Origin of the sequence: Shinella sp. JR1-6, from assembly GCF_004284735.1 — a bacterium.
Taxonomy (GTDB): Bacteria; Pseudomonadota; Alphaproteobacteria; order Rhizobiales; family Rhizobiaceae; genus Shinella.
This window is the reverse complement of sequence record NZ_SHMI01000008.1, coordinates 52,770-78,878: the sequence shown is the minus strand read 5'-3', so window position 1 is coordinate 78,878 and position 26,109 is coordinate 52,770. Positions and strand designations below refer to the sequence as shown.

At 63.9% G+C, this 26,109-nt stretch carries 29 protein-coding genes; 19 read left to right on the top strand and 10 right to left on the bottom strand.

What is annotated here, in order from left to right; all coding sequences use genetic code 11:
- Positions 1-33 precede the first annotated feature (33 nt).
- From dapF to EXZ48_RS16155, 7 genes are all read left to right on the top strand, one after another.
- On the top strand, positions 34-933 hold the full coding sequence (gene dapF / locus EXZ48_RS16185) for a diaminopimelate epimerase (protein WP_130517044.1): 900 nt from the start codon (positions 34-36) through the stop codon (positions 931-933).
- The gene (gene mtaB / locus EXZ48_RS16180) at positions 930-2,207 is read left to right on the top strand and encodes a tRNA (N(6)-L-threonylcarbamoyladenosine(37)-C(2))-methylthiotransferase MtaB (RefSeq protein WP_130517042.1); all 1,278 of its coding nucleotides are present in this window, start codon (positions 930-932) and stop codon (positions 2,205-2,207) included. The genes dapF and mtaB overlap by 4 nt, the downstream gene beginning before the upstream one ends.
- 12 nt (positions 2,208-2,219) lie before the next feature.
- Positions 2,220-3,737, top strand: coding sequence for a signal recognition particle-docking protein FtsY (gene ftsY, locus EXZ48_RS16175; RefSeq protein ID WP_130517040.1), 1,518 nt, complete (start codon positions 2,220-2,222; stop codon positions 3,735-3,737).
- Positions 3,734-4,384 carry a septation protein A gene (locus EXZ48_RS16170; protein WP_023512154.1) on the top strand — a complete coding sequence of 217 codons (651 nt, stop codon included), beginning with the start codon at positions 3,734-3,736 and terminating at the stop codon, positions 4,382-4,384. Before ftsY ends, EXZ48_RS16170 begins: the two co-directional genes overlap by 4 nt.
- Positions 4,385-4,500: 116 nt before the next feature.
- Complete coding sequence (locus tag EXZ48_RS16165) at positions 4,501-6,063, top strand: alkaline phosphatase (protein ID WP_130517038.1); 1,563 nt, start codon at positions 4,501-4,503, stop codon at positions 6,061-6,063.
- A gap of 133 nt (positions 6,064-6,196) precedes the next feature.
- A complete protein-coding gene (typA, locus tag EXZ48_RS16160) occupies positions 6,197-8,026 on the top strand; it encodes a translational GTPase TypA (protein ID WP_023512152.1) in 1,830 nt (609 codons plus the stop codon).
- A gap of 216 nt (positions 8,027-8,242) precedes the next feature.
- Positions 8,243-8,749: a GNAT family N-acetyltransferase gene (locus tag EXZ48_RS16155; RefSeq protein WP_023512151.1), complete on the top strand. Its 507-nt coding sequence runs from the start codon at positions 8,243-8,245 to the stop codon at positions 8,747-8,749.
- A 14-nt stretch (positions 8,750-8,763) separates the two neighbouring features.
- On the opposite strand, the gene EXZ48_RS16150 is transcribed toward EXZ48_RS16155, so the two are convergent.
- Positions 8,764-9,366 (bottom strand): hypothetical protein, encoded by a 603-nt coding sequence (locus tag EXZ48_RS16150; protein ID WP_130517036.1) that lies wholly within the window; start codon positions 9,364-9,366, stop codon positions 8,764-8,766.
- A 138-nt stretch (positions 9,367-9,504) separates the two neighbouring features.
- Here EXZ48_RS16150 and ppa point away from each other — a divergent pair, with 138 nt between their 5' ends.
- On the top strand, positions 9,505-10,038 hold the full coding sequence (ppa, locus tag EXZ48_RS16145) for an inorganic diphosphatase (protein ID WP_024271123.1): 534 nt from the start codon (positions 9,505-9,507) through the stop codon (positions 10,036-10,038).
- Between the two features lie 6 nt (positions 10,039-10,044).
- On the opposite strand, the gene EXZ48_RS16140 is transcribed toward ppa, so the two are convergent.
- From EXZ48_RS16140 to hemC, 8 genes are all read right to left on the bottom strand, one after another.
- Positions 10,045-10,350: a DUF167 family protein gene (locus EXZ48_RS16140; RefSeq protein ID WP_130517034.1), complete on the bottom strand. Its 306-nt coding sequence runs from the start codon at positions 10,348-10,350 to the stop codon at positions 10,045-10,047.
- A 20-nt stretch (positions 10,351-10,370) separates the two neighbouring features.
- The gene (locus tag EXZ48_RS16135) at positions 10,371-10,661 is read right to left on the bottom strand and encodes a YggT family protein (RefSeq protein WP_024271125.1); all 291 of its coding nucleotides are present in this window, start codon (positions 10,659-10,661) and stop codon (positions 10,371-10,373) included.
- Between the two features lie 145 nt (positions 10,662-10,806).
- Positions 10,807-11,523 (bottom strand): glutamine amidotransferase, encoded by a 717-nt coding sequence (locus EXZ48_RS16130; protein ID WP_130517032.1) that lies wholly within the window; start codon positions 11,521-11,523, stop codon positions 10,807-10,809.
- A 2-nt stretch (positions 11,524-11,525) separates the two neighbouring features.
- A complete protein-coding gene (locus EXZ48_RS16125) occupies positions 11,526-12,011 on the bottom strand; it encodes a TerB family tellurite resistance protein (protein ID WP_023515703.1) in 486 nt (161 codons plus the stop codon).
- An 83-nt stretch (positions 12,012-12,094) separates the two neighbouring features.
- Positions 12,095-13,702, bottom strand: coding sequence for a heme biosynthesis protein HemY (locus EXZ48_RS16120; protein ID WP_130517030.1), 1,608 nt, complete (start codon positions 13,700-13,702; stop codon positions 12,095-12,097).
- 13 nt (positions 13,703-13,715) lie between these two features.
- Positions 13,716-14,966, bottom strand: a complete 1,251-nt coding sequence (locus EXZ48_RS16115; RefSeq protein WP_130517028.1) for a COG4223 family protein — start codon at positions 14,964-14,966, stop codon at positions 13,716-13,718.
- Between the two features lie 111 nt (positions 14,967-15,077).
- Entirely contained in the window at positions 15,078-15,803 is a 726-nt protein-coding gene (locus tag EXZ48_RS16110) for a uroporphyrinogen-III synthase (RefSeq protein ID WP_130517026.1), read from the bottom strand.
- 3 nt (positions 15,804-15,806) lie between these two features.
- On the bottom strand, positions 15,807-16,736 hold the full coding sequence (gene hemC, locus EXZ48_RS16105) for a hydroxymethylbilane synthase (protein ID WP_130517024.1): 930 nt from the start codon (positions 16,734-16,736) through the stop codon (positions 15,807-15,809).
- Positions 16,737-16,811: 75 nt separating this feature from the next.
- On the opposite strand from hemC, the gene tsaD reads away from it, so the two are divergent.
- The 5 genes from tsaD to EXZ48_RS16080 all read left to right on the top strand — a co-directional run bounded on the left by tsaD (position 16,812) and on the right by EXZ48_RS16080 (position 20,391).
- Complete coding sequence (tsaD, locus tag EXZ48_RS16100; protein WP_130517022.1) at positions 16,812-17,906, top strand: tRNA (adenosine(37)-N6)-threonylcarbamoyltransferase complex transferase subunit TsaD; 1,095 nt, start codon at positions 16,812-16,814, stop codon at positions 17,904-17,906.
- On the top strand, positions 17,903-18,889 hold the full coding sequence (locus EXZ48_RS16095) for an NAD(P)H-dependent glycerol-3-phosphate dehydrogenase (RefSeq protein WP_130517020.1): 987 nt from the start codon (positions 17,903-17,905) through the stop codon (positions 18,887-18,889). The genes tsaD and EXZ48_RS16095 overlap by 4 nt, the downstream gene beginning before the upstream one ends.
- Before the next feature lie 43 nt (positions 18,890-18,932).
- Complete coding sequence (locus EXZ48_RS16090; protein ID WP_130517018.1) at positions 18,933-19,226, top strand: YciI-like protein; 294 nt, start codon at positions 18,933-18,935, stop codon at positions 19,224-19,226.
- 6 nt (positions 19,227-19,232) lie between these two features.
- On the top strand, positions 19,233-19,664 hold the full coding sequence (locus tag EXZ48_RS16085) for an EVE domain-containing protein (RefSeq protein ID WP_130517016.1): 432 nt from the start codon (positions 19,233-19,235) through the stop codon (positions 19,662-19,664).
- A gap of 64 nt (positions 19,665-19,728) precedes the next feature.
- Entirely contained in the window at positions 19,729-20,391 is a 663-nt protein-coding gene (locus tag EXZ48_RS16080) for a methyltransferase (RefSeq protein WP_130517014.1), read from the top strand.
- Between the two features lie 15 nt (positions 20,392-20,406).
- On the opposite strand, the gene EXZ48_RS16075 is transcribed toward EXZ48_RS16080, so the two are convergent.
- A complete protein-coding gene (locus EXZ48_RS16075) occupies positions 20,407-20,871 on the bottom strand; it encodes a hypothetical protein (protein WP_130517013.1) in 465 nt (154 codons plus the stop codon).
- Between the two features lie 299 nt (positions 20,872-21,170).
- On the opposite strand from EXZ48_RS16075, the gene sdhC reads away from it, so the two are divergent.
- The 6 genes from sdhC to EXZ48_RS16045 all read left to right on the top strand — a co-directional run bounded on the left by sdhC (position 21,171) and on the right by EXZ48_RS16045 (position 26,104).
- Positions 21,171-21,563, top strand: coding sequence for a succinate dehydrogenase, cytochrome b556 subunit (sdhC, locus tag EXZ48_RS16070; RefSeq protein WP_050745541.1), 393 nt, complete (start codon positions 21,171-21,173; stop codon positions 21,561-21,563).
- Positions 21,564-21,573: 10 nt separating this feature from the next.
- Positions 21,574-21,954: a succinate dehydrogenase, hydrophobic membrane anchor protein gene (sdhD, locus tag EXZ48_RS16065; protein WP_023514882.1), complete on the top strand. Its 381-nt coding sequence runs from the start codon at positions 21,574-21,576 to the stop codon at positions 21,952-21,954.
- Between the two features lie 6 nt (positions 21,955-21,960).
- Positions 21,961-23,802, top strand: coding sequence for a succinate dehydrogenase flavoprotein subunit (gene sdhA, locus EXZ48_RS16060; RefSeq protein WP_023514883.1), 1,842 nt, complete (start codon positions 21,961-21,963; stop codon positions 23,800-23,802).
- Positions 23,803-23,820: 18 nt separating this feature from the next.
- Positions 23,821-24,600: a succinate dehydrogenase iron-sulfur subunit gene (locus EXZ48_RS16055; RefSeq protein WP_023514884.1), complete on the top strand. Its 780-nt coding sequence runs from the start codon at positions 23,821-23,823 to the stop codon at positions 24,598-24,600.
- Between the two features lie 3 nt (positions 24,601-24,603).
- On the top strand, positions 24,604-25,404 hold the full coding sequence (locus tag EXZ48_RS16050; protein ID WP_245462154.1) for a DNA polymerase beta superfamily protein: 801 nt from the start codon (positions 24,604-24,606) through the stop codon (positions 25,402-25,404).
- A gap of 157 nt (positions 25,405-25,561) precedes the next feature.
- Complete coding sequence (locus tag EXZ48_RS16045; protein WP_130517009.1) at positions 25,562-26,104, top strand: AprI/Inh family metalloprotease inhibitor; 543 nt, start codon at positions 25,562-25,564, stop codon at positions 26,102-26,104.
- Positions 26,105-26,109: the final 5 nt, after the last annotated feature.

The following is a 26,109-nucleotide window of genomic DNA, read 5'->3' as shown; positions in this document are numbered from 1 at the left end:
ATGGGCGTGTTCGGCCCAAACGGGCAGAGTGTGATGACAAAGACGGTCGATTTCGCGAAGATGAACGGGCTGGGAAACCTGATCCTGGTCGTGGACATGCGCGGCCGCGGCGATGTCGTGACGCCGCAGGCGGCGATTGCCCTCAATGCTGATCCCGCCACCCGCTTCGACCAGATCATGGCGATCCACGACCCGAAGGTCGACGGCACCGATGCCTTCATCGACATCATCAATTGCGATGGCTCCAAGGCGCAGGCCTGTGGCAACGGCACGCGCTGCGTCGTGCAGGCACTGGCCGCCGAGATGGGCAAGAAGGTTTTCACCTTCCAGACCGTCGCCGGCATTCTCAACGCTGTCGAACATGAAGACGGCACGATCTCGGTCGACATGGGCAAGCCGGTCTTCGAATGGGACCGCATCCCGCTTGCCGAAGAATTCTTCGATACGAGCCGCATCGAATTGCAGATCGGGCCGATCGACGCGCCGGTGCTGCACTCGCCCGCGGCGATGTCGATGGGCAATCCCCATGCCGTCTTCTGGGTCGATCGCGATCCGATGAGTTTCGATCTCGATCGTTTCGGCCCTCTGCTCGAAAACCACCCTATGTTCCCCGAAAAGGCGAATATCACGCTGGCGCAGATCACATCGCCCGAGGCAATGACGACGCGCACATGGGAGCGCGGCGCGGGGCTGACGCTCGCCTGCGGCTCGGCCGCCTGTGCGGCCGGCGTTTCCGGCGCACGCACGGGCCGAACGGGCCGCAAAGTGGCAATCACCGTCGCGAGCAGCCCGAACCGCGGCGTGCTGACCATCGAATGGCGCGACGACGATCACGTCCTCATGACCGGGCCGGCTGAATGGGAATGGTCGGGCACGCTTGATCCCTCGACCGGCGCCTTCCGCCGGGATGATGCCGAGGTGGCCGCCCTTTGAGCGGCGTTACGGTCATAACCTTCGGCTGTCGGCTCAACACCTACGAATCGGAAGTGATGCGTGCCGAGGCCGAGAAGGCGGGGCTGAACAACGCCGTGCTGGTGAATACCTGCGCCGTGACGGGCGAGGCCGTGCGCCAGGCCCGCCAGGCGATCCGCCGCGCGCGGCGCGACAATCCGCATGCCCGCATCATCGTCACCGGCTGCGCCGCGCAGACGGAAAGTGCGACATTCGCGGAGATGCCGGAAGTCGATGCCGTGCTTGGCAACGAGGAGAAGCTGAAAAGCGCTGCCTATCGCGCGCTTCCGGATTTCGGCGTCTCGGCGGAAGAGAAGCTGCGCGTCAACGACATCATGAGCGTGCGCGAGACCGCGCCGCAGATGGTGAAGCTGATCGACGGCCATGTGCGCGCCTTCGTGCAGGTGCAGAACGGCTGCGACCATCGCTGCACCTTCTGCATCATCCCCTATGGCCGCGGCAATTCCCGCTCGGTGCCGATGGGCGCCGTCGTCGATCAGGCGCGAAAACTCACCGAGAGCGGTTATTGCGAGATCGTGCTGACGGGCGTCGACGCCACCAGCTACGGTGCGGACCTGCCGGGCGGGCCGAGCCTCGGCTACCTTGCGAAAACGCTCTTGAAGCAGGTGCCGGATATCCGGCGTCTGCGCCTTTCCTCCATAGACAGCATCGAGGCGGATGATCATCTCTGGGACCTGATCGCGGGCGAGCCGCGCTTCATGCCGCACCTGCATCTGTCGCTCCAGCATGGCGACGACCTGATCCTGAAACGCATGAAGCGCCGCCATTCCAGCGCCGATGCGCGCGCCTTCTGCGGGCGCGTGCGCGCGCTTCGCCCGGAGGCCAGCTTCGGCGCTGACATGATCGCCGGCTTTCCGACCGAAACCGAGGACATGTTCGCCAATGCGGCGCGGCTTGCGGAAGATTGCGGCATCGCGCATCTGCATGTCTTTCCCTACAGCCCGCGCCCCGGCACGCCGGCCGCGCGCATGCCGCAGCTTGACCGTGCGCTCGTCAAAGAGCGTGCCAGCCGCCTGCGTGAGACTGGAAAACGGCTTCACGAGGCCCATCTCGCGTCCATGATCGGGAAGCGGGAAATGATCCTTGTCGAGAACAACGGCCTTGCCCATACGGAAAACTTCACGCTCGTCGATGCTGCAGGCCTTGAGGCCCGCGATCTTGTGCCGGTCACGATCACCGGCCACAATGGAAAACACCTGACGATGCGGCCCGAAACCGCCCTCTCGCATAACTAGCGGACATCCTTCATGGCCCTCGGCTTCATCAAGAAGATATTTACGTTCGGAAAAGACACCGCCCCTGAGCAGAAGCCGGAGGTGGAGGCGCCTGCTGTCGCCAAGGTCGAGGACGCCGCGCCGGAGCCGGTTGCAGAAATCCTGGAACCTGTGGCGGTTGAAGAACGGGATGCGCTGCTCGATGAGGCGGAGGCAGCCAATCCTGAAGCGGCGCACCATGTGCCCGACGAAACCGAACCCGACATCTATCCGCTGCCGCACGCCCCGGAATTGCCCATTGCGGAGGATCCGGTCGCGCCGGCCGAAATCGAGACTGCCGGTGGCCCGGCGGATGACGTGCCTGCTGCCGAGATAGTGGAGGAGGTCGCCGAGGAAGAGCCTGTTGCTCCTGCCGCGGAGATTGTCGAGGCCGAGCCTCTAGCGACGGAAGAGGTGGCCGAGCCGGAAAACGAGATCGTACCGGTGGAGGAGACCATACCCGCAGAGGTGGAGGATCCGGTCCTTGAGGAGGCGATGCGCAGCGAGCCGAGAGCCGAGGCGCTCGTCCTGCCGAAGGGTTTTGCGACGGCGGCGCGCGAGCTGGCGGTGGAGGTTCCGGTGCCGCAAGTCAAGCGCACCTGGTTCCAGCGCCTGCGCGACGGGCTTGCTCGCACCTCCTCGCAGCTCACCGGGCAGATCACCAGCCTCTTCACGAAGCGCAAGCTCGACGACGACACGCTGCAGGATCTCGAAGACCTGCTGATCCAGGCCGATCTCGGCGTGGAGACCGCGCTGCGCATCACCGATACGCTCGCCTCCGAACGCTATGGCAAGGATGTCACCGGTTCGGATGTTTCGCGCATCATGGCGAGTGAGATCACCAAGGTTCTGGGCCCCGTCGCAAAACCGTTGGCGCTCGATCTCAACCACAAGCCGCATGTCATCCTCGTCGTCGGCGTCAACGGCACCGGCAAGACGACGACGATCGGCAAGCTGGCGGCCAAGCTCTCGGGCGCAGGCCTGAAGGTGATGATGGCGGCGGGCGACACGTTCCGCGCGGCGGCCATCGAGCAGTTGAAGATCTGGGCGGAGCGCACCGGGTCCGACATCGTCTCCTCGAAACTCGGTGCGGATGCCGCGGGGCTCGCCTATGAAGCCTATGAGCAGGCAAAGCTGAAGAAGAGCGACGTCCTGATCATCGACACGGCCGGTCGCTTGCAGAACAAGACGGAACTGATGGCGGAGCTGGAAAAGATCGTGCGCGTGCTCGGCAAGCTCGATCCGGACGCGCCACACACCGTTCTCCAGACGCTCGACGCAACCACCGGGCAGAACGCCATGAACCAGGTGGAGATTTTCCGCAACGTTGCGGGCGTCACGGGCCTGATCATGACAAAATTGGACGGTACGGCCCGCGGCGGCATTCTTGTGGCCATTGCCGCCAAGCACAAGCTGCCGGTCTATTTCATCGGCGTCGGGGAGGGGATCGACGATCTCGAACCCTTCGAGGCCAAGGATTTCGCGGAAGCGATCGCAGGAGTTGAGGCATGAGCAAGGCAACGCTGGACGCCCCCGCCAAGGCGGAGGAGAAGATCAGCCCGCTTCTCAAGATGGTGCTGGAGCTTGGGCCACTTGCCGTGTTCTTCTTCGCCAATTCGCGCGGCGAATGGCTTGCGGAAAAATTCCCGGTGCTGGCCGAAATGGGCGGGCCGATCTTCATCGCTACGGGCCTCTTCATGGCCGCGACGGCGATCGCCCTCGTCGTCTCCTGGATCCTGACGCGCACCCTGCCGATGATGCCGCTGATCTCGGGCGTCGTCGTCTTCGTTTTCGGCGCGTTGACGCTGTGGCTGCAGAACGACACCTTCATCAAGATGAAGCCCACGATCGTCAATTCGCTGTTCGGTGCGATCCTGCTCGGCGGCCTTCTCTTCGGCAAGTCGCTGCTCGGCTACGTCTTCCACGCCGCCTTCAAGCTCACCGACGAGGGCTGGCGCAAGCTGACGTTGCGCTGGGGCCTGTTCTTCGTCTTTCTCGCGGTGCTCAATGAAGTGGTCTGGCGCTCCTTCTCGACGGATTTCTGGGTCGCCTTCAAGGTCTGGGGTACCATGCCCATCACCATTCTCTTCACGCTCTCGCAGATGCCGCTGATCATGCGCCACTCGATCGAACAGCCGGAAGAAGGCAAGGCGCCGTAAAAAGCGTCATTGTCCCGTCACCGAAACTTTGGTGAAACGTCATCGTCCCGTTACTGGACTGACACGCTCAGGACTCATGGTCTGCCCGTCGATTCGCGGGCTTGGCCGGAGGTGGCATGGCGATTGTTCCCGAGACGCTGACGCGGCGCTCGTTTCTTCTCACCGCAGGGGCCGGGGCGCTTGCAACCTCCTCGGCGCTCGCCGTTCCCTATTACAAACGACGACACGGCAGTCCGGTCTTTTCCCATGGCGTGCAGTCGGGTGATGTCGATTGTTCCTCCGGCATGGTCTGGGCGCGGGTCGATCGTCCTGCGGAACTGACGCTGGAATATTCGACGACCGAAAGCTTTCTCGATGCAACGCGCCTGCCGGTCCAGAAGGCACTCGGCGCTTCGGATCATACGGTCAAGGCGATGCTGCAGGGCCTCCTGCCGGACCAGGATATTTTCTATCGCTTCACCGCCAGCGATCCCTATTCCAGCCACCTTGTCTCAGAGCCGATCGTCGGCCGCTTCCGCACGGCGCCGATGCGCAAGCGCTCGGTGCGCTTCGTCTGGTCGGGCGACACCGCCGGGCAGGGCTGGGGCATCGACGATGTCGGCATGAAGACCTATTCGACCATGCTGCGCCACGAGCCGGACTTTTTCATCCATTCCGGTGACACCGTTTATGCGGATGGTCCGATCCCGGATGAAATCCCGCTGCGGGATGGCGGCGTCTGGAAGAACCGCATCGTCACGGACGAGAAGCGCAACGTGGCGCGCACGCTGGAAGAGTTTCGTGGGCAGTGGAAATACAATCTGCTCGACGAGCACCTCCTGTCCTTCAACACGCAATGCCCGACCTTCTTCCAGTGGGACGACCACGAGGTCTTGAACAACTGGTCGGAATCGAGCGACCTCACGGGTGACCGGCGCTATCCGGAAAAGGAGATCGGCGTCTACGAACAGCGCGCCCGGCGCGCCTTCCACGAGATGACGCCGATCCGGTATTTCCCGACCGAGCCCGGCCGCATCTTCCGCAAAGTCGCCTACGGGCCGCTGCTCGACGTGTTCTTCGTCGATCTCCGGTCCTATCGCAGCCCGAACCGGGGCGGCACCGAGAACGGCCTTTTCGGCTGGCGGCAGGCGGATTGGCTGCGGCGGGAGCTCGCGGCCTCTGAGGCCGTCTGGAAGGTGATCGCCTGCGATATGCCGCTTGGCCTCGTCATCTGGGACGATTTTTCGAACAGTCTCGGCTATGAAGGTGTGGCGGACGGGCTCAACGGCCCGCCTGCGGCGCGCGAACGGGAGATCGCGGATCTGCTCTCCTTCATGCGCGACAACGCCATCCACAACGTTGTCTGGCTGACCGCGGACGTGCATTACACGGCTGCACACCACTACGATCCGTCGCGGGCAAAGTTTCAAGAATTCAATCCGTTCTGGGAATTCGTTTCCGGGCCGCTGCATTCCGGCACCTACGGACCGAAACCGCTCGACATGACCTTCGGACCGGAGGTGCGGTTCATCAAGTCTTCCAAGGGCGGTATCGACAGCAACCTGCCGCCCTCGGCCGGCCTGCAGTTCTTCGGCCTGGTTGACATAAACGGGGCGAGCGAGGAGATGACGGTGCGCCTGATGGACCGGGAAGATCGCGAGCTTTGGAACATTACCCTGCCGCCGGTGCGCCCGTCGTGAGGCCGAGCTCCGCGCGGCGCGGGCAACAGAGTTGCAGCCCGCCCCTTTCGCATTTGCGGAAAAACATGTAAGAGCCCGGCCATTGAAGACGGCGCCCCCCATACCGCGCGCCCCGAACCTCAGAGATTAAACCATGTCCATCCGCAATATCGCGATCATCGCGCACGTCGACCATGGCAAGACCACACTCGTCGACGAGCTCCTGAAACAGTCCGGTTCGTTCCGTGAAAACCAGCGCGTCGCCGAGCGCGTGATGGACTCCAACGACATCGAAAAAGAACGCGGCATCACCATCCTCGCCAAGGCAACTTCGGTGGAATGGAAGGGAACGCGTATCAACATCGTCGACACGCCCGGCCACGCCGATTTCGGCGGCGAAGTGGAGCGCATCCTCTCGATGGTGGATGGCGCGATCGTTCTCGTCGATTCGTCGGAAGGCCCGATGCCGCAGACCAAGTTCGTGGTCGGCAAGGCGCTGAAGGTCGGTCTGAAGCCGATCGTCGCGATCAACAAGATCGACCGTCCGGACGGCCGCCACGAGGAAGTGCTGAACGAGGTGTTCGACCTGTTCGCCAACCTCGACGCCACCGACGAGCAGCTCGACTTCCCGATCCTCTACGGTTCGGGCCGCAACGGCTGGATGAACGTCAATCCGGAAGGCCCGCAGGACGAAGGCATGGCGCCGCTGCTCGACCTAGTGCTCAAGCACGTTCCCGAGCCCACCGTTGCCGAAGGCCCGTTCCGCATGATCGGCACGATCCTCGAAGCCAATCCCTTCCTCGGCCGTATCATCACCGGCCGCATCCATTCCGGCTCGATCAAGCCGAACCAGGCCGTCAAGGTTCTGGGCCAGGACGGCAAGCTCATCGAAAACGGCCGTATCTCGAAGATCCTCGCCTTCCGCGGCATCGAGCGCACGGCTATCGACGAAGCCCATGCGGGTGACATCGTCGCCATTGCCGGCCTCACCAAGGGCACGGTCGCCGACACGTTCTGCGACCCCTCGGTTTCCGAGGCGATGAAGGCCCAGCCGATCGACCCGCCGACCGTCACCATGTCCTTCATCGTCAACGATTCGCCGCTCGCCGGCACCGAAGGCGACAAGGTAACGAGCCGCGTCATCCGTGACCGCCTCTTCAAGGAAGCCGAAGGCAACGTCGCACTGAAGATCGAAGAGTCGGGCGACAAGGATTCGTTCTTCGTTTCCGGCCGCGGCGAATTGCAGCTTGCCGTTCTCATCGAAACCATGCGCCGCGAAGGGTTCGAGCTTGCCGTCTCGCGTCCGCGCGTCGTCATGCACAAGGACGAGACGACCGGCCAGATGCTGGAGCCGATCGAGGAAGTCGTCATCGACGTCGATGAAGAGCATTCCGGCGTCGTCGTGCAGAAGATGTCGGAGCGCAAGGCCGAGATGGTCGAGCTGCGCCCCTCCGGCGGCAACCGCGTGCGTCTCGTGTTCTTCGCCCCGACCCGCGGTCTCATCGGCTACCAGTCGGAGCTTCTGACGGACACGCGCGGCACGGCGATCATGAACCGCCTGTTCCATGACTACCAGCCTTACAAGGGCGAGATCGGTGGCCGCGTCAACGGCGTGCTGCTCTCCAACGAAGCCGGTGAAGCCGTCGCCTACGCGCTGTTCAACCTGGAAGACCGCGGCCCGATGGTCATCGACGCGGGCGAGAAGGTCTATATGGGCATGATCGTCGGCATCCACACGCGTGACAACGATCTCGAAGTGAACGTGCTGAAGGGCAAGAAGCTCACCAACATCCGCGCCGCCGGCAAGGATGAGGCCGTGCGCCTGACGCCGCCGATCAAGATGACGCTGGAGCGCGCGCTTTCCTGGATCCAGGACGACGAACTCGTGGAAGTGACGCCGAAGTCGATCCGCCTGCGCAAGCTCCACCTCGACGCGAACGACCGCAAGCGATTCGAAAAGCAGCGTTCGGCCGGCGCGGCCTGACCGGCTTTTTCCGAAACGGCACAGTTTTGAACCCCGGCGCCCATGACAGATGGGCGCCGGGGTTTTTCATGTGTGTGTCATCGTTTTACGACTTGTGACGCCTGTTAAAAAAGCGTTAACTTTTCTATGTGCCGCCCGGAACTCGCCTGTGGGCAATGGAAGCCTCCGCGCCCTGCGGGATTCCGGTGGAATCGGTGCCGGAATATGAGTCGTGTTATGAAGACACTGTCGATCGATGTGCGGCGCGCCGAGCCGCAGGACGCGCGCGCGATATCCGAGACGCATCGGGTATCGTGGCTGCAGGCCTATGGCGGCCTCATTCCGCACAAGCCGCTTATCCAGATGGTTGATCGCCGGGGTGAGACCTGGTGGCGCAAGGCGACACGCGGTCCTGCGACCTTGTTGGTGCTCGACGTTGCCGGTACGGTGGCGGGCTACGCTACGCTGGGCCTCAACCGTGCCCGCGCGCTGCCGCAGGAAGGCGAGGTCTACGAACTCTACCTGCGGCCGGAATATCAGGGTATCGGCCTCGGCCGCCTCCTCTTCGGTGAGGCGCGGCGGCTTCTGAAGTCGCTCGGCTGCCAGGGCATGATCGTCTGGTGCCTGGAAGACAGCGAGCATGCAGAGCGCTTCTTCCGTTCCGCCGGTGGGCGCGATATCGCCGAGGGCATGGAGAATTTCGGCGACAAGGAATTGAAGAAGCTCGGCTTCATCTGGCCCTGACGGATTCAGGGCCCCTATTCTGCGGTGCCGGGCAGGTGGCGCATCGGCTCGCCGGCCAGTTTCCCTCTTGATCCATACCATTGCGGCTCGCTTACGCCGCAGGCGAAATCATGTGCTTCCTCGTCTGCCACCGTGCGGGCGAGCGCGTTGGCGTCCTTGTTCTCCAGTGCGTCGATATAGCCGACGACGCAGCTTTCCGGGTTTTCCGCCGTTGCGATTGTCGAGACGACGAGGACCTGGCCGTAGCGCGTGTCCGTATCGCTGGTCGTTTCCGGGTCGGAGACGAACCAGCGTACGATGGTCGCCACGGGCTTACCTGCCGCAATCCGCCATTCGATCTTGGCATTGGTGTGGTTGAACGGGCCGAAGCTCTCGAAGGCCTCATCGAGATAGGCCTTGCTGATCGGGCCATAGGTCTGGCTCTGGCGCAGGTCGCCTTCCTTGAAGTAGACGGGAAAACCCTTGTAGCCGGCGCATTCGAGGGTGATGCTCGGGCCTTCATCCTCCTGCGAAAGCGTCTTGCAGGCATCGAGGTTGCGGTCGGAATAGGCGCTTTCGTTGGCCTTGGCGGCCGAAGCGGCGAGGGTAGCCACAAAGAGAAGGGATATCAGGCGCATGGATCATCATCCTCCGGTCTTCAAGGAGACGGAGAAGGCGCGCCGTCTATTCGCCTGCGGCGAAAGTCATGTTGCGCTGCAATGGGATTCGCATTAGGAAGCCCGCGAACAGAACCATTCCACCTGAGGGAGCCCCCCATGCGTATCGATGCGATTTCCGTTGGCAAGAACCCGCCGGATGACGTGAACGTCATTGTCGAGGTGCCGGTCGGCGGCCATCCGATCAAGTACGAGATGGACAAGGAAGCCGGCGCGCTCGTCGTCGACCGTTTCCTCTACACGCCGATGACCTATCCGGGCAATTACGGCTTCGTGCCGCATACGCTTTCGGAAGACGGCGACCCGATCGACGTCCTGATCGCCAACACCCGCCCGCTCGTTCCGGGCTGCGTGATCAACGTGCGCCCGATCGGCGTATTGGTCATGGAAGACGATGGCGGCAAGGACGAGAAGATCATCGCCGTGCCGGTGCCGAAGCTGACGCGCCGCTACGACAAGGTCGAAAACTACACCGACCTGCCGGAAATCACCCTGAAGCAGATCGAGCACTTCTTCTCGCACTACAAGGATCTGGAACCCGGCAAGTGGGTGAAGATCGCAGGCTGGGAAGACGTCAAGGTCGCCAAGAAGATGATCCTCGAAGCGGTCGATCGCTACAACGCGCAGAAGTAAGCGATCTTACTGCGCTGCCGCGCTCTCGAGCTTGAACATGATGTCCTCCGGGTCGCCCTCGATCCGGAGGATTTTCTTTCTCTGGGTATCGCCGCTCAGGAGGCTGACTGCCGATTTCGGCACGCCGGCCGCCTTGGCGATCAGGGCAAGCAGTGCCTTGTTGGCTTTGCCCTTGTCCGGCGGGTCGCTGACACGCACCTTCAGGTAACAGGCGCCGTCACTGCCTGTATCCCAGCCGTCGATCGCGTCGCGCCCACCATTCGGCGTGAGCCGTACGGTCAGGCGCACATGGTAGGCGTCTTGGCGCCGCAAGGCGGCGCCGGGTGCCTGCGTCACAGGACGGCGGGCGCCAGAACGCTGCGGATCACCTGCTCCAGGAAGAACAGGATGACGAGCACGACGAGCGGCGAAAGGTCGACGCCGCCGAAGTTCGGCAGAACGCGGCGGATCGGGCGGTAGATCGGCTCCGTCAGCTGATACAGCGAGCGGCCGATGGTGGCGATCACCTGATTGTTCGCGTTGATGACGTTGAAGGCATAGAGCCAGGAGAAGATCGCCGAGGCGATCACCAGGAACCACGCTATGCTGATGATGAACAATAGGGTGTTGATGACCGCTATCATTGATGTCTCCAATTGGTTTCGTCTCGACATGTAGCCATTGCGCGCCCTGCCAGCAAGGCCGGGCGCCGGGCGGTGCGGCAACATGTTTAATGGTGCGGGCCCGGCACGGATGTGAAACGGTCGTCCAGATTTGCCGGACGTAGGCTCAGGCCTCGTGGAAGATGCGCTCGAGGAAGGAGGTCATCCAGAGGCGGAGCGCAGCATCGTGCAGGAGGCGTCCGTCGAGATGGGCGCGACCGACCTGCGCGCCCGGCAGCTCGAAGCGATGCGCACCGTGCACCACCCAGCGATGCATCATGGCGAGCGTCAGCTCGCCGTGGAACTGGATGCCCCAGGCATTGTCGCCGTAGCGGAAGGCCTGGTTCTCGTAGTGGTGGCCGGTGGCGAGCAGCGTTGTGTCCCGCGGCAGGTCGAAGCCCTCGCGATGGAACTGGTAGACCATGTCCGGCCAGGGCATCAGCGCCGTGCCCGCCTCGGTCGCCGCCAGCGGATACCAGCCGATCTCCGTCCAGCCTTCCGCATGGCCGAAAACCGTGCCGCCGAGATTCTTCACCAGCATCTGTGCGCCGAGGCAGATGCCGAGGAAGGGGCGGTTCTCGGCAAGGGGGACGGAGAGCCAGTCGATCTCCGCGCGCACATAGGCCTCGTCGTCATTGGCGCTCATCGGCCCGCCAAAGACGACGGCGCCCGCATGCTGCGACAATGTGGCGGGCAGTGGATCGCCGAGCACGGGGCGGCGGATGTCCAGTGCATGGCCCATCGTCTGGAGGATCTGCCCGACACGGCCGGGGCTGGAGGTCTCCTGGTGCAGAACGATCAGGACGGGGCGCCTGCGGCGCGGCTTGCGGGGAAAATCGAGCATGCTCAGCCTTCGTCCGGTTCCTCCGGGCCTGTCGCCGCGCCGACCCGTTCGGCCACTTCCTGCCGCTTCATGATGCGCTCCCGGCCGGAGACGCCGAGCAGATCCGCGATGCGCCAGATGGCGTGGTCCTCCATCTCGCTGCGCTCGCCGTCGGCATAGACGATCTCCCAGAGCAGGCCGATCAGATCGACGCGCTGCTCCTCCGAAAGCTGGCGTTTCAGTTCCGAGGTGAAGCGGAAGAAGTCGATCGCCTCGCTCTCCGCATCGGTACCGGCAGCGACCAGCGCATCGAGCTCGCTCTCGTCGAGGCCGTAGAACTCCTTGAAGCGGGCGCGCAACGCCCTTTTCTCGACATCGAGAATCTTGCCGTCTGCTTCCATCACCTGGATGCAAAGCGCCATGACGGCGACCCGGGGGTCGTCGGCGGCAAAGGCCGGCCTGTCACCGCCGGAAAGGCTCGCCAGAAACTGCTGCAAGCGTTCGAACATTCAGTGTCGCCCCGTTCCTCAAGCCCTATGAGATTTCCGCCTCTTTCCGATAGGCGGAATCCTTATCTTCATGCGCAATTGTTCTAGAACAAGCGGAAGCCGCTTGTTCCGTCCCGTTTGACCGCACCTTCCTTGACGCCCGGATCATCCGGCAGACCGAAGAACGGGCGCTCGTCCTCCTCGATGGCCACCGTCTCCTTGACCTTTTCCGGTGTCGCAGCCTTCACTGGTGCAGCCTCCACCACCGTGGCGATGACGACGGGTTTCTGGACGACTTCCACGGTCTCGACCCTGGCTGCCTCTTCGGCCCGCCTGACGGGCCTGCACTCGATAGCGAGCGGCGGCAGGGTGCGGATAGCCTCGTCGACGGCGGCGGTCGAGCCTTCCTCGATCGGTCCATCGAGCGGGCTGACCGGCGTCTTCCATTCGAAGGCGTCGAGATGGCCCGTGACCGGCGAGACGGCCCGCCACTCCGGTGCGGTGATGCCGTCGGCGGTCCAGGCCGGATCGCGCGGCGCCTTCAACGCCTGGTTCATCCAGTGGCGGATGCGGCCCTGGTCGCCCGTCTCGGCATCCTCGATATCGGCAAGCAGCAGGAAGGCGCTTTCGCGGGGCGCCAAGCGGGCAGCCGCTTCGGCCTTGCCGCGGGCAAGCGCGAAGTCGCGGGTTTCCAGCGCGGTTTCAGCGACGGCATAGAGTGCTTCGGCATTGTTCGGGCGTATCGCTTCAAGCTTTTCCGCCCGTTTCAGGCGGTCTGTCGCCGAATCGCCGCTGCGGGCACGGACATAGAGTTTCGCGACATCGCCGTGTGCGGTCGCCTTCCAGAGTTTTTCGAGGATGGCGGCGGCCTTGCGCAGGTTGTCCTCGCGCAGATAGGCCTTGGCCGCGATGAGGCCGGCGGGCACGAAATTCTCGTCGAGCTTCAGCGCCTGCTGGGCATCCTCGCGCGCGCCCTTGGGGTCGGCATCGAGCCTGGCGGCGGCGCGGGCGGTGAGCAGCACGACCTTGCGGCGGGTATAGGTCTTCTTTTCCTCGGCCGAGCCGGAACGGCCGTCGCCGAGAAGCTTCAGAGCCTCATCCCAGTCTCCTGCCTCGGAGCGGTATTCCAGCGCGGCTTCCGCCGCCCAGGGAAGCTGCGGCGCCTTTTCCGCGGCGCGCTCGGCATATTGCCGTGCAGCCTCGTTCGCGCCGAGCCGGCGGGCTTCGAGATAGAGGCCGCGCAAGCCGAGTTCACGTGTTTCGGGATCGTCCGCCATCAGTTCGAATTTCCGACGGGCGTCGTCGTAGCGACCCTCGATCATCGCCGCCTGCGCTTCGAGCAGATGGATGAGCGGCTCCTGGTCGGCACTCAGGAGGCCCTTGGTGCGACCCAGCATCTTTCGCGCCCCGGCGGCATCGCCGGCACCGGCGGCGATCAGGCCGGTGGAAAGCGCCTGGTAGCCACGGTCGCGCTTGCGGGCGCGGAAATAGCGCTGGATGGAGTGCGGCGAGGTCCAGACGACGCGCACGATCCACCAGGAGAACATCACGGCGGCGACCAGCGAGACGACGAGGGTGGCGGCGACCATCAGGCTCATGTCGGCGCGCTGGCCCTGCCAGATGATGGAGAGTTCGCCGGGGCGATCGGCAAGCCAGGCGAAGCCGGCGGCAAGCGCGAGGACGAAGAGGGCGAAGACCAGAATGCGAATCATGAAGCCTGTCTCCTCAGCCCTGGTTGCCGGTGGCGCCCGTGGTCGTGCCATTCAGGGCGCCGGAAACAACGGCGCCGATCAGGCCTTCCACGCTGACACGTTCATCGAGCTTGCGCTTGTAGTCGGTCGCTGCGGCCTGACCCTTTTCCGGCAGGGTCTGCCATTCGATCTGCGCACCCTTGAAGTCGCCGTTCTGCAGCTTGTTCTCGATGCGGGCGACCACCGCTTCCGGCGTGTCGCCCTCGATGCTGCCGACGGGACGCACGCGGATCGCCGAGGCGGCGCTCGACATCAGGCGGTTGAAGATGCCCTCGTCGCCGTCCGGCTGGTGCACGGCGTCGAGAATGGCATCGGCCGTCGGCTGGAAATCACGCACGAGATCCGAGCGTGCCGAAACACCGATGGCGGCATGTTCGCGCAGGCCCGCAAGGGAGGGATCGTCCGGCGCAATGCTTGCGAAGGCCTCCAGTTCGGCGAGATACGGACCGCCGCGGTCGATCGCGGTCTTCAGGGCGCTCGCGGCAACGGCCCGCGCCATTTCGATGTCGCTGCGCGGCTCGTCGAGCTTCTGCTCGGCGGCGGCGATGCGTTCGGTGAGCTGGCTTTCCGTTGCACTGACCGCTTCTGCGGTGCGCGCCATGGCCTCGCGCAATGTCGCAAGCTCTGTAGTCAGGCGGGTCACGTCGCCTTCGAGTTTGCTGACGGCTTCAGGGTTTGCACCCTGCGCGCTCGTGCCATCACCGGCCGATTTTTCCAGTGCGGCGATCCGCGTTTCGATCGGCTGGAGATCGACCGGGCTTGTGGCCGGGGCCTCGGAAAACCGCGTCTTCAGCGCCTCGACTTCGTTTGCCAGGGTGGACACGGCGTCGGATTGGCCGGAACGGTCGGGCCCGAGTGCCGGCAGGTAGCCGCCATATTGCAGGCTGCCGGCGCCGAGAAGTGCGATCAGGCCACCCAGGATGCCGGCGGCCAGCGTACTGGCATTGCTGCGCTGCGGTGAAGGTTGCGTTTCGGCGCGCGCCGGTTCCTCATAGGTCGTGCGGGCAGGTTCGATCGGCTCGGCTTTTTCTTCGGCGGGCTCGGCGGCGGTTTCCGTCGTCGCGGTATCAGCCGCTTCCGCTGCCTGGTTTTCCGGCGTTTCGGCCTTTGCCGCTTCCTCGACCGCCAGCGTCTCGTTGCTGACGGAGGCGGGAACCGCTTCGAGATCGATTGTCACGGGCTCGTCGCCTGCCTTCTTGCGACGGGACGGGGTTTCCGGTTCCATGGCGACCTCCTCGCGTTCATGTGCATTGCATTAAACGTAGACAGGGAAGGCAGCGAGGGAAAGACCCTTGCGGCAAATTCGTCCGTCGCCGCCCGCCTTCGCCCCTTGCTCTTACAGCAAATCCAGCAGGCTTTCCTCGTTGGGCAAGGATGCGACGACAGTCGATGCGGCAAAGCGCGGCGGCACGGCTTTGGCGACATTGGCGCTCATGCAGAGCATCAGCGTGGACAGGAAGCGCTCGGGAATTTCCACGAGCGGGGAGAGTTTGAAGAAGGCCCGCGCGCTTTCGCCGGAATAGAACAGCACGGCATCCGGCACCGGTTTGAGAAGGGCCGCCTCCGCCTCCGTGCGCCGGGGAACGACGGATACCATGCGGTAGGCTTCCACGGTGCGGAACGGGATGCCGGCTTCGGCAAGGCGCGCCTCGAAGCCCTGTGCGCGCGGCAGGCCGGCGAGATAGAGGATCGGTTCGGCCGGCATGCCGAAATCCCGGCAATGCGTGATGATCATCTCGGCAAGGTCCCTGCCGTCCCCGCCGGGGGTGAGCACGGTGCGGAAGCCGGCCGCGCTCGCGGCATCCGCAGAAGCACGCCCGACCGAAAAGACCGTGGTCAGGAGGTGGCGGTCGAGCGTTTCACCGAGATGACCGAAGAGGCGCGCGACCTCGGCGCTGGTGATGGCGATGGCCGAATGCCGCTCTGCGAGCGCTGCTTTCACCGCATCGAGGTCGTGTTCGGGCTTCGACAGCTGCAGGCAGGCGGTCTCGTGGCCCAGCGCCGCGAGCTTGCGGGCGGTCCGGGCCGCCGCCTGTTGCGGGCGAAGGACGAGAACGCGCACGGATCAGCCCCAGCTTTCGAAGAAATCCGCTCCCGCCTTGCCGCGGATCGCCTGCCCCGCCGCTTCGCCAAGCCGGCCGGCTTCGTTTGCCGAGCCGCTCGTCTCGATCTCGTGGAACCGGCTGCCGTCAGGCGTCAGGATCATGCCGCGGAACTGGAGATGTTCGCCCTCGACCGTCGCATAGCCGGCAATCGGCGTGCGACAGGAGCCGTCGAGCGTGGCAAGGAAACCGCGTTCGCAGGAGACGGCCGCGCGCGTCGCGCGGTCGTCGATGGCTGCAAGCAGGCTTTCTGTCTGCGCATCGCCGATGCGGCTTTCGATACAGATCGCGCCCTGTGCCGGAGCGGGGGGGAAGGAGACGGGATCGAGGATCTCCGTCGGCACGTCCAGCTTGCCGAGGCGCTTCAGCCCGGCATAGGCGAGCAGCGTTGCGTCCGCCTGGCCTTCGGCGAGCTTGCCGAGGCGGGTATCGACCTGGCCGCGGAAGACGATGACATTGATATCGGGCCGAAGACGGCGGATGAGCGCCTGGCGGCGAAGCGAGGCGGAACCGACGGTCGCGCCCTGCGGCAGGTCGAGGAGGCGGGCGGCGCTGCGGCCGATGAACGCATCGCGCACGTCCTCGCGCGGCAGGAAGGCCGAGAGATGCAAACCCTCCGGCAGCTTCGTCGGCATGTCCTTGGAGGAGTGTACGGCGAAATCGAGCTCGCCGGAGGAAAGCTGCGCCTCGATCTCCTCTGTGAACAGGCCCTTGCCGCCGATCAGCGCCAGCGAACGGTCGGTGATACGGTCGCCCTTCGTTGAAAGCACGACGATCTCGAACATGTCTTCCGGCAGGCCGTGGGCAGCCATCAGGCGTGAGCGGGTCTCGTAGGCTTGGGCGAGCGCCAGCGGGCTACCCCGTGTGCCGATCCTGAAAGGTTTTGTTTGCATCCGCCTTGATCCGTTGTTACCGGGATGTCTCGTAACCGGGTTTCCGGCCCATCGCAATCAATTCCCAAGTGCTACATGTCGTCCCATCTGACCATTCTGGGCATCGAAACGAGCTGCGACGAGACCGCGGCGTCCGTCGTCGTGCGTGATGCCGAAGGCCGGGGCGTGATTCTTGGCGAGGTGGTGCTGAGCCAGCTCGAGGAACACAGCGCCTATGGCGGCGTGGTGCCGGAGATTGCCGCGCGCGCCCATGTGGAAGCGCTGGACAGCCTGATTTCCGAAGCCTTGCTACGAGCCGGCCGCTCGCTCGAGGATGTCGATGCCATTGCCGCGACCAGCGGTCCGGGGCTGATCGGCGGCCTCATCGTCGGGCTGATGACCGGCAAGGCGATCGCCCGGGCGACGGGCAAGCCGCTCTACGCCGTCAACCATCTCGAAGGTCATGCGCTGACGGCGCGGCTGACGGACGGGCTCTCCTTTCCCTATCTCATGCTGCTCGTCTCCGGTGGTCACACGCAGCTCGTGCTGGTGCGCGGCGTCGACGACTACGAGCGCTGGGGCACGACGATCGACGATGCGCTCGGCGAAGCCTTCGACAAGACGGCCAAGCTGCTCGGCCTGCCCTATCCCGGTGGGCCAGCGGTGGAGCGCATGGCGAAGACGGGCAATCCGGAGCGCTTCACCTTCCCGCGGCCGCTCGTCGGCGAAGCGCGGCTCGATTTTTCCTTTTCCGGCCTCAAGACGGCGGTGCGGCAGGCCGCGCAGTCGATCGAACCGGTGACGGAGCGGGACATCGCCGATATCTGCGCCTCCTTCCAGCGCGCCGTCTCGCGCACGCTGAAGGACCGTATCGGCCGCGGTCTCGAGCGCTTCCGCACGCTGTTTCCGGATGCCGGGGCACCGGCGCTGGTCGTTGCCGGCGGGGTGGCGGCCAATGCAGAGCTGCGTGCGACGCTGCAGGCGCTGTGCGACAAGCAGAAATTTCGCTTCATCGCGCCGCCGCTGGCGCTGTGCACCGACAATGCATCCATGATCGCTTGGGCGGGGCTGGAGCGTATGGCGGCCGGTTTTCCGCCCGATGACCTTGCCGTCGCGCCGCGTTCGCGCTGGCCGCTTGACCGCGAGGCGGCAACCGTTCTCGGATCCGGCAAACGGGGAGCCAAGGCATGAGCACCAGTCCGAGGATTGCTGTCGTTGGTGCAGGCGCCTTCGGGACGGCGCTGGCGAGCGTGGCCGCGGCAAGCGGCGGTGACGTCACCCTGATCGGCCGCGACAAGGCGGCCGTTGATCTGATGTGCACCTCGCGGCGCAACGAAAAGGCGCTGCCCGGCATCGACCTGCCGCCGGCGCTTTCCTTCAGTGCCGATGCGGAGGCGATCCGCGGTGCGGGTATCGTGCTGTTCGCCATGCCCTCGCAGGCCCAGCGTGATGCGGCGCGGTCCCTTGCGCCCCTGCTTGCGCCGGGTGCGGCTGTGGTGATCTGCGCCAAGGGCATGGAAAAGGGCACCGGGCGGTTGCTGACGGAGGTTCTGGAGGAAGAGCTTCCCGGCCGCGAGATCGCCGTGCTTTCCGGCCCCGGCTTTGCAGCCGACATCGCGAAAGGCCTGCCGACGGCGATGGTGGTCGCCGCGCGTACCGCCGAAACCGGCGCGGCGCTGGCGCAGGCCCTTTCGGGACCGACATTCCGGCTCTACCCTTCGACCGATCGCATCGGCGTTCAGCTCGGCGGTGCGCTGAAGAATGTGCTGGCGATCGCCTGCGGCATCATCGAAGGCGCCGAACTCGGCGATTCGGCACGGGCGGCGCTGATTTCGCGTGGACTTGCGGAGCTGTCCCGCTTCGTCGCGGCCCATGGCGGGGAGGGCATCACGGTCACCGGGCTCTCTGGCCTCGGCGACCTCGTGCTGACGGGAACGAGCCACCAGTCGCGCAATTTGCGTTTCGGCATCGCGCTCGGCCGTCATGGCAACGCCGCCGGCTGGTCGGGCGATCTCGTGGAAGGCGCCTTTGCCGCCTCGGTCGCATCCGGTGTTGCCGCTGAAAAGGGTATCGACATGCCGATCACCGATGCGGTCGCCCGCATCATCGACGGCAGCCTCGACGTGAAGACCGCCATAGGGCAGCTGATGACGCGCCCGATCACCCAGGAATGACAGAGCGGCCAGGAACAGCCCGGAACAGAAAAAGGATCGTTTCATGCATTTCGCATTTCTCTGCCAGGACAAGCCCGGTGCGCTGCAGGTGCGCCTCGATACGCGCCCGGATCACCTCGCCTATCTGAACGGCCTGAATTCCGACGGCAAGCTCGCCTTCGCCGGTCCCTTCCTCGGCGATGATGGCAAGCCGACCGGCAGCCTGGTGGTGGTCAAGGCGGAGACGATCGAAGAGGCACGGCAGATCGCCGAAAACGATCCCTACGCCAAGGCCGGTCTTTTCGCCTCTGTCGAGGTAAAGGCCTGGAACTGGGTCTTCAACAGTCCGGAGGCCTGATTTTCCATGGCATACTGGCTCTACAAGTCCGAACCCTTCAAATGGTCCTGGCAGATGCAGAAGGATGCCGGTGAGGCGGGCACCGAATGGACGGGCGTACGCAACTATCTCGCGCGCAACCACATGCGGGCGATGACGATCGGCGACAAGGGCTTCTTCTACCACTCCAACGAGGGATTGGAGATCGTCGGCATCACCGAGGTCTGCGCGCTTTCGCATCCCGATTCGACGGCCGGTGAAGATCCGCGCTGGGATTGCGTCGATATCCGCGCCGTGCGCGACATGCCCAAGCCCGTCTCGCTGAAGGACGTCAAGGCCAACCCGAAGCTGGCCAACATGTCGCTCGTCACCTCCATGCGTCTTTCGGTGCAGCCGGTGACCGAGGAAGAGTGGATCGAGGTCTGCCGCATGGGCGGTCTCGACAAGCCGCCGCGCTGATGGTTCGGCCCTTCGCCCGCCACATTGCTTTCCTTAGAGGCCGACGCCGCGGAGCGATGTTTCCGTGAAGACGGATCCCGAGGTCTTCATTCGCGACAACACCGACGTGCTCTCTCCGCCGCATGTGCCGGAGGTGAGGCTGCGGCTTGCCACGGAGGCGCATGACCTCTGGCTGAAGACCGAGGAGGAGCTGCAGGAGATCGGCCTGCCGCCGCCCTTCTGGGCGTTCGCCTGGGCGGGCGGACAGGGGCTTGCCCGGCACATTCTGGATCATCCCGCCCTGGTGACCGGAAAATCGGTGCTGGACTTTGCCAGCGGTTCCGGCCTTGTCGGCATCGCGGCGCGGCTCTCCGGTGCCTCATCCGTGCTGGCGGCCGATATCGACCCCTGGAGTGAAGCAGCTGTTCGTCTGAACGCGGTCCTGAATGGTGTCGATCTCATCCACACTGCGGAAAACATGATCGGCCGGGACGAGGGCTGGGACGCCGTGCTGGCCGGCGATGTCTTCTATGACCGCGGTTTTGCGGATGTGCTCATTCCCTGGTTCTCGACGCTAGCGGCGCGGGGCGCCATGGTGCTCGTCGGCGACCCCGGCCGGGCCTACTGCCCGCGCGAGCGCATGGAGGCGCTCGCCACCTATACGGTGCCGGTGACACGGGCGCTGGAGGACAGCGAGGTCAAGAAGACGACGGTCTGGCGCTTTGGCGTAATCCCGCAAAAGGCGTAATGCTTTGCCCGACCGTCAAAGGCCCGGGCGGATGACGCAGACGCCGGCTTCCCACGAGCAACCATTCTGGCCTGGCGTCACCACAATGACTTTCGGTCCGTGGTTCTCGGCCAGGGGAGCATCGAACAGGTCGTCATAGTAACGCTCCCGATCGATATAGAAGTAGATGCTGTTGCCCTTGTCGCGATAGGCGGAGATGGCGCCGCCGTAGAAATTGCGGTCCTTGCGCCAGTGGTGATCGCGATGCCGCTCGACCCGGCGATCGTCGCGGTAGCGATCGCGTGGCCGCCATTGGCGGTGCTCACGCCGTTCGATGCTGCGGCCGATGAAGCTGCCTTTCGACCAGTCCGCGCCGGAATTGTCCGACCAGCCGGTATCGGGGGTACGGTCGCGGGCTGCGACGGGCGTCATGCCGCCGGCCGCAAGGGCGACCGCAAGTGCTAGAACTTTGGTCGCATGGGGCGCTGAAAACAGAGTCATTCTGTCGTGCCTTCCGGATTACGCTTAACAGATCCTTAACGGCAAGATGGGGCAGCGCCCGGCAAAAGTCACGGATTTGGTTATGATTTTTCCGGTTATCGTTAATTGGCGGAGCGTGTCCCGGAATGGCACAAAAGCGGCAGGCGCTTAATCGATTAAATTCATTTTGCACTGCAAGAAGGCTTGTGGTTCCGCTTTCCGGTGATTAAACGTCGCAATCACTGCATTGTGCACAACATACTGCAATTCCGGAGAAATTCTGTCCAGTTTATGGCTCTCCGGGGTTCCGTGAGGTTCAGATGGCGAATGTCACTCGAAGCCGGCCGCTCTCGCCGCATCTCCAAGTCTATAAGCCGATCCCGACGATGGTCATGTCCATCGTGCATCGCATAACCGGCGCCGCCCTTTATTTCGGCACGGTGCTCGTTGCCTGGTGGCTCATCGCCGCCGCTTCGGGCGAAGCCTATTTCGATTGGGTCAACTGGTTTTTCGGCACGCTGATCGGGCGCCTCGTGCTCTTCGGCTACACCTGGGCGCTGATGCACCACATGCTGGGCGGTCTTCGCCACTTCATGTGGGACATGGGGCGCGGCTATGAAAAACACTTCAATACAAAGCTCGCCATCGCCACCCCGATCGTCTCCGTCGCCCTGACGGTTTTGATCTGGATCGTCGGTTACCTGGCGCGCTGAGGAGAAACCCATGGACATGCGCACTCCCCTCGGCAAGGTTCGTGGTCTCGGCTCGGCCAAGGATGGCACGGAGCATTTCTGGCGCCAACGCCTGACGGCCGTTGCCAACGTTCCGCTTCTCTTGTTCTTCGTCGGCTTCCTGATCTGCTACAACGGCGCGTCCTATGCGGAAGTCACCGCGGCGCTGTCGAACCCGATCGTCGCCGTGCTCATGGGCCTTGTCGTCGTCTCCGGCCTCATCCACATGAAGCTCGGCATGCAGGTCATCATCGAGGACTACGTGCATGCGGAAGGCGTGAAGATCGCGCTCCTCATGCTCAACACCTTCTTCGCGATCCTGGTCGGCGGGCTCTGTCTTTTCGCCGTCCTCAAGATCGCCTTCGCAGGATAATCCATCATGGCAGCGAACTCCTCCCCGGCGGCCAACGGCAAGGCCTATACTTATGTGGACCACTCCTTCGACGTGATCGTCGTCGGTGCCGGCGGTGCGGGCCTGCGTGCCACGCTCGGCATGGCCGAACAGGGGCTCAAGACCGCCTGCATCACCAAGGTTTTCCCGACACGCTCGCACACGGTCGCTGCCCAGGGCGGCATCGCGGCCTCGCTCAGGAACATGACGCCGGACAGCTGGCAATGGCACCTCTACGACACCGTCAAGGGTTCCGACTGGCTCGGCGACGTCGATGCCATGCAGTATCTCGCCATGGAAGCGCCGAAGGCGGTCTATGAACTGGAGCACTACGGTGTTCCCTTCTCGCGCAATGCGGAAGGAAAAATCTACCAGCGGCCGTTCGGCGGCCACATGCAGAATTACGGCGAAGGCCCGCCGGTGCAGCGCACCTGCGCTGCCGCCGACCGGACCGGCCATGCCATCCTGCACACGCTCTACGGCCAGTCGTTGCGCAACAATGCGGAATTCTTCATCGAATATTTCGCGCTCGACCTGATCATGTCGGCCGACGGCCGCTGCACCGGCGTCGTCGCCTGGAACCTCGATGACGGCACGATCCACCGTTTCGCCGCCAAGATGGTGGTGCTGGCGACCGGCGGCTACGGTCGCGCCTATTTCTCGGCCACCTCGGCGCACACCTGCACGGGTGACGGCGGCGGCATGATCGCCCGCGCCGGCCTGCCGCTCCAGGACATGGAATTCGTCCAGTTCCACCCGACCGGCATCTATGGCGCCGGCTGCCTTATCACCGAGGGCGCGCGCGGCGAAGGCGGCTATCTCGTCAATTCGGAAGGCGAGCGCTTCATGGAGCGCTATGCGCCGTCGGCCAAGGACCTGGCGTCTCGCGACGTCGTCTCGCGCTGCATGACGATGGAGATCCGCGAAGGCCGCGGCGTCGGCAAGAACAAGGACCACATCTTCCTGCATCTCGACCATCTCGACCCCGCCGTGCTGCACGAGCGCCTGCCGGGCATTTCCGAGAGCGCGAAGATCTTTGCCGGCGTCGATGTGACGCGCGAGCCGATCCCGGTCCTGCCGACCGTGCACTACAACATGGGCGGCATTCCCACGAACTACTGGGGCGAAGTGCTGAACGCCGACAGCCAGAACCCGGAGCGCCTGGCGCCCGGCCTGATGGCGGTAGGCGAGGCCGGCTGCGCCTCGGTGCACGGCGCCAACCGCCTCGGCTCCAATTCGCTGATCGACCTCGTGGTCTTCGGCAGAGCCGCCGCGATCCGCGCCGGTCAGGTGATCGACCGCGCCGCTCCTGTTCCGGCACTCGACATCGCTGCCTGCGACAAGATCATGGACCGCTTCGATCGCCTCCGGAACGCCAATGGCGGCACGCCGACCGCAATCCTGCGCGACAAGATGCAGCGCACCATGCAGGACGACGCGGCCGTGTTCCGCACCCAGGAATCGCTCGAAAGCGGCTGCCGCCGCATGAGCGAGATCTGGAAGGAAATGCCCGACATCAAGGTCACCGACCGCTCGATGATCTGGAACTCCGATCTCGTCGAGACGCTGGAACTGGAAAACCTGATGGCCAACGCCATCACGACCGTCTACGGCGCCGAGGCCCGCAAGGAAAGCCGCGGCTCGCATGCCCGTGAAGACTATGTCGACGGCCCCTTTGCCGGCCGCGACGACGTCAACTGGCGCAAGCACACCCTGGCCTGGGTAAGCGAGGCGGGCGACGTCAAGCTCGACTATCGCCCTGTTCACACCGACCTTATCGCCGACGGCATCGATCCCCAGAAGATCGCGCCCAAGGCCCGCGTCTACTGATCCCGAGGAGAACAGGACATGGTTGAACTCGCTCTCCCGAAAAACTCGCAGATGACCGAAGGCAAGGTCTGGCCGAAGCCGGCCGGCGCCGCGAACACCCGCGAGTTCCGCATCTATCGCTGGAACCCCGACGACGGCAAGAACCCGTCGATCGACACGTTCTACATCGACGTCGACGATTGCGGCCCGATGGTGCTGGACGCGCTGCTCTACATCAAGAACAAGATCGACCCGACGCTGACGCTGCGCCGCTCCTGCCGCGAGGGTATCTGCGGTTCCTGCGCCATGAACATCGACGGCACCAACACGCTCGCCTGCACCAAGGGCATGGACGAGGTGAAGGGTGCGGTGAAGGTCTATCCGCTGCCGCATATGCCGGTCGTAAAAGATCTCGTTCCCGATCTCACCAACTTCTACGCCCAGCACCGTTCGATCGAGCCCTGGCTGAAAACCGTCTCGCCGACGCCGGCCAAGGAATGGAAGCAGAGCCATGAGGACCGTCTCAAGCTCGACGGCCTCTATGAGTGCATTCTCTGCGCCTGCTGCTCGACCTCCTGTCCGAGCTATTGGTGGAACGGCGACCGCTATCTCGGCCCGGCCGTCCTCCTCCAGGCCTATCGCTGGCTGATCGACAGCCGCGACGAAGCCACCGGCGAGCGCCTCGACAATCTGGAAGACCCCTTCCGTCTCTACCGCTGCCACACGATCATGAACTGCGCCCAGGCTTGCCCGAAGGGGTTGAACCCGGCGAAAGCGATCGGCGAAATCAAGAAGATGCTGGTCGAGCGCCGGCTCTGATTGATGCTCGACGGTTTTGCGCCTGACGTTGTGGCGGAGATCCGCCGGCGCCTGGAAAGTGTCCGGGCGCAGGTAATTCGGATTGGTTTTGCCATTGAAAGCGGTAGTCGCGCCTGGGGCTTTCCGTCTCCCGACAGCGACTACGACTGCCGCTTCGTGTATGTGCGGCCCGTTGGTGACCATGTTGGTTTGGGCGTTGTTCGAGATGTCATCGAATTTCCGATAGTCGGCCTTGTCGATACTGGTGGCTGGGACCTTCGCAAGGCGCTTCTTTTGGCGCTTTCCGGCAATGCTGTTGTCGTGGAGTGGCTGAAATCGCCACTCGTTTATGAGGAAGAGCCCGGTTTTCGATCGAGGCTGTCTGTTCTTCTTGACGAGATTGTTGAGCCGTCGAATGTTGCGAAGCACTATGTCGGTCTTTTACACAAGCACGCTGGGAACGATGAATTCGAAACAGCTAAGCTGAAGAAGTTTCTCTATGCGCTTCGCCCCGCAATTGCACTTGCCTGGATGTCAGGACGAGACTTCACATCCCTCCCGCCGATGAACATGTTGGAGTGTATGGCGGGTGCGACGATTTCGGACGCGGTCCGCGGGGAAACGTTGGCGCTTGTCGAGGCCAAGAAGCACACTCGTGAATTGGGCGAAGGGGTGCCACACCCGGTGTTGCGAGCCTTCGTCGCAGAAACGCATGCCCGTTTTTCCGGTGTCGGCGCGAGCATATTTAAAACGATGCCTGATTCAGGCTGGCGAAAAGAAAAGGCCGATACCTTCTATCGAAACGAAGTCCTTGGTGTTTCGTAACAGGTGTCCGGGTAGCTTACTGCACCTGTCGTGAACGTATGTCAGACTCCGTGAACTCGAAACCTGCTTGCCAAGACTTGATTTAGACGAACGATTCACGCTAATTCGCCATGGTTGTCGCGTATGCACGGCGTCGCACAAAGGCAGGAGTAACGACATGCGGATTCACCATGTGGCAGGCGGGCTGATGATGGCGCTTGCTCTGGCCGGTTGCCAGCGCACGTCGATGGACAGCGTCAACACGCAGCAGAATATTACGCCGCTGCAGGCCCAGCCGATCGGCAGCGTTTCCTCCAGCCAGCTGCCCGATCCGACGACGGACACGTCGCAGTTCCCGGAAAAGCCGACGACCGACACGGCCATGGCGACCGGAACGGGTGTTGCCGGCGGCGCGGCGGATACGGCAGCTGCGACGGCGCTCGACGTCACCAAGGAATCCATGGTCGGCAACTGGCGTGTGGCAAGCGGCCCGTCTTCCTGCGACATGTTCCTGACGCTCACCAATCTCGGCAGCGGCTCGCGCGGTGGTACGCGTGGTTGCGCCGGCGAGCTGACGACGATGGGCTCCTGGGAAGTTGCCGGCAAGCAGGTCGTGTTGAAGGACCGCAACGGCAATTCCATTGCCCGCCTCTACAAGTCTGCAGACGCTCGCTTTGACGGCACGACCAATTCCGGCCAACCCGTCAGCCTTTCGCGCTGATCCCG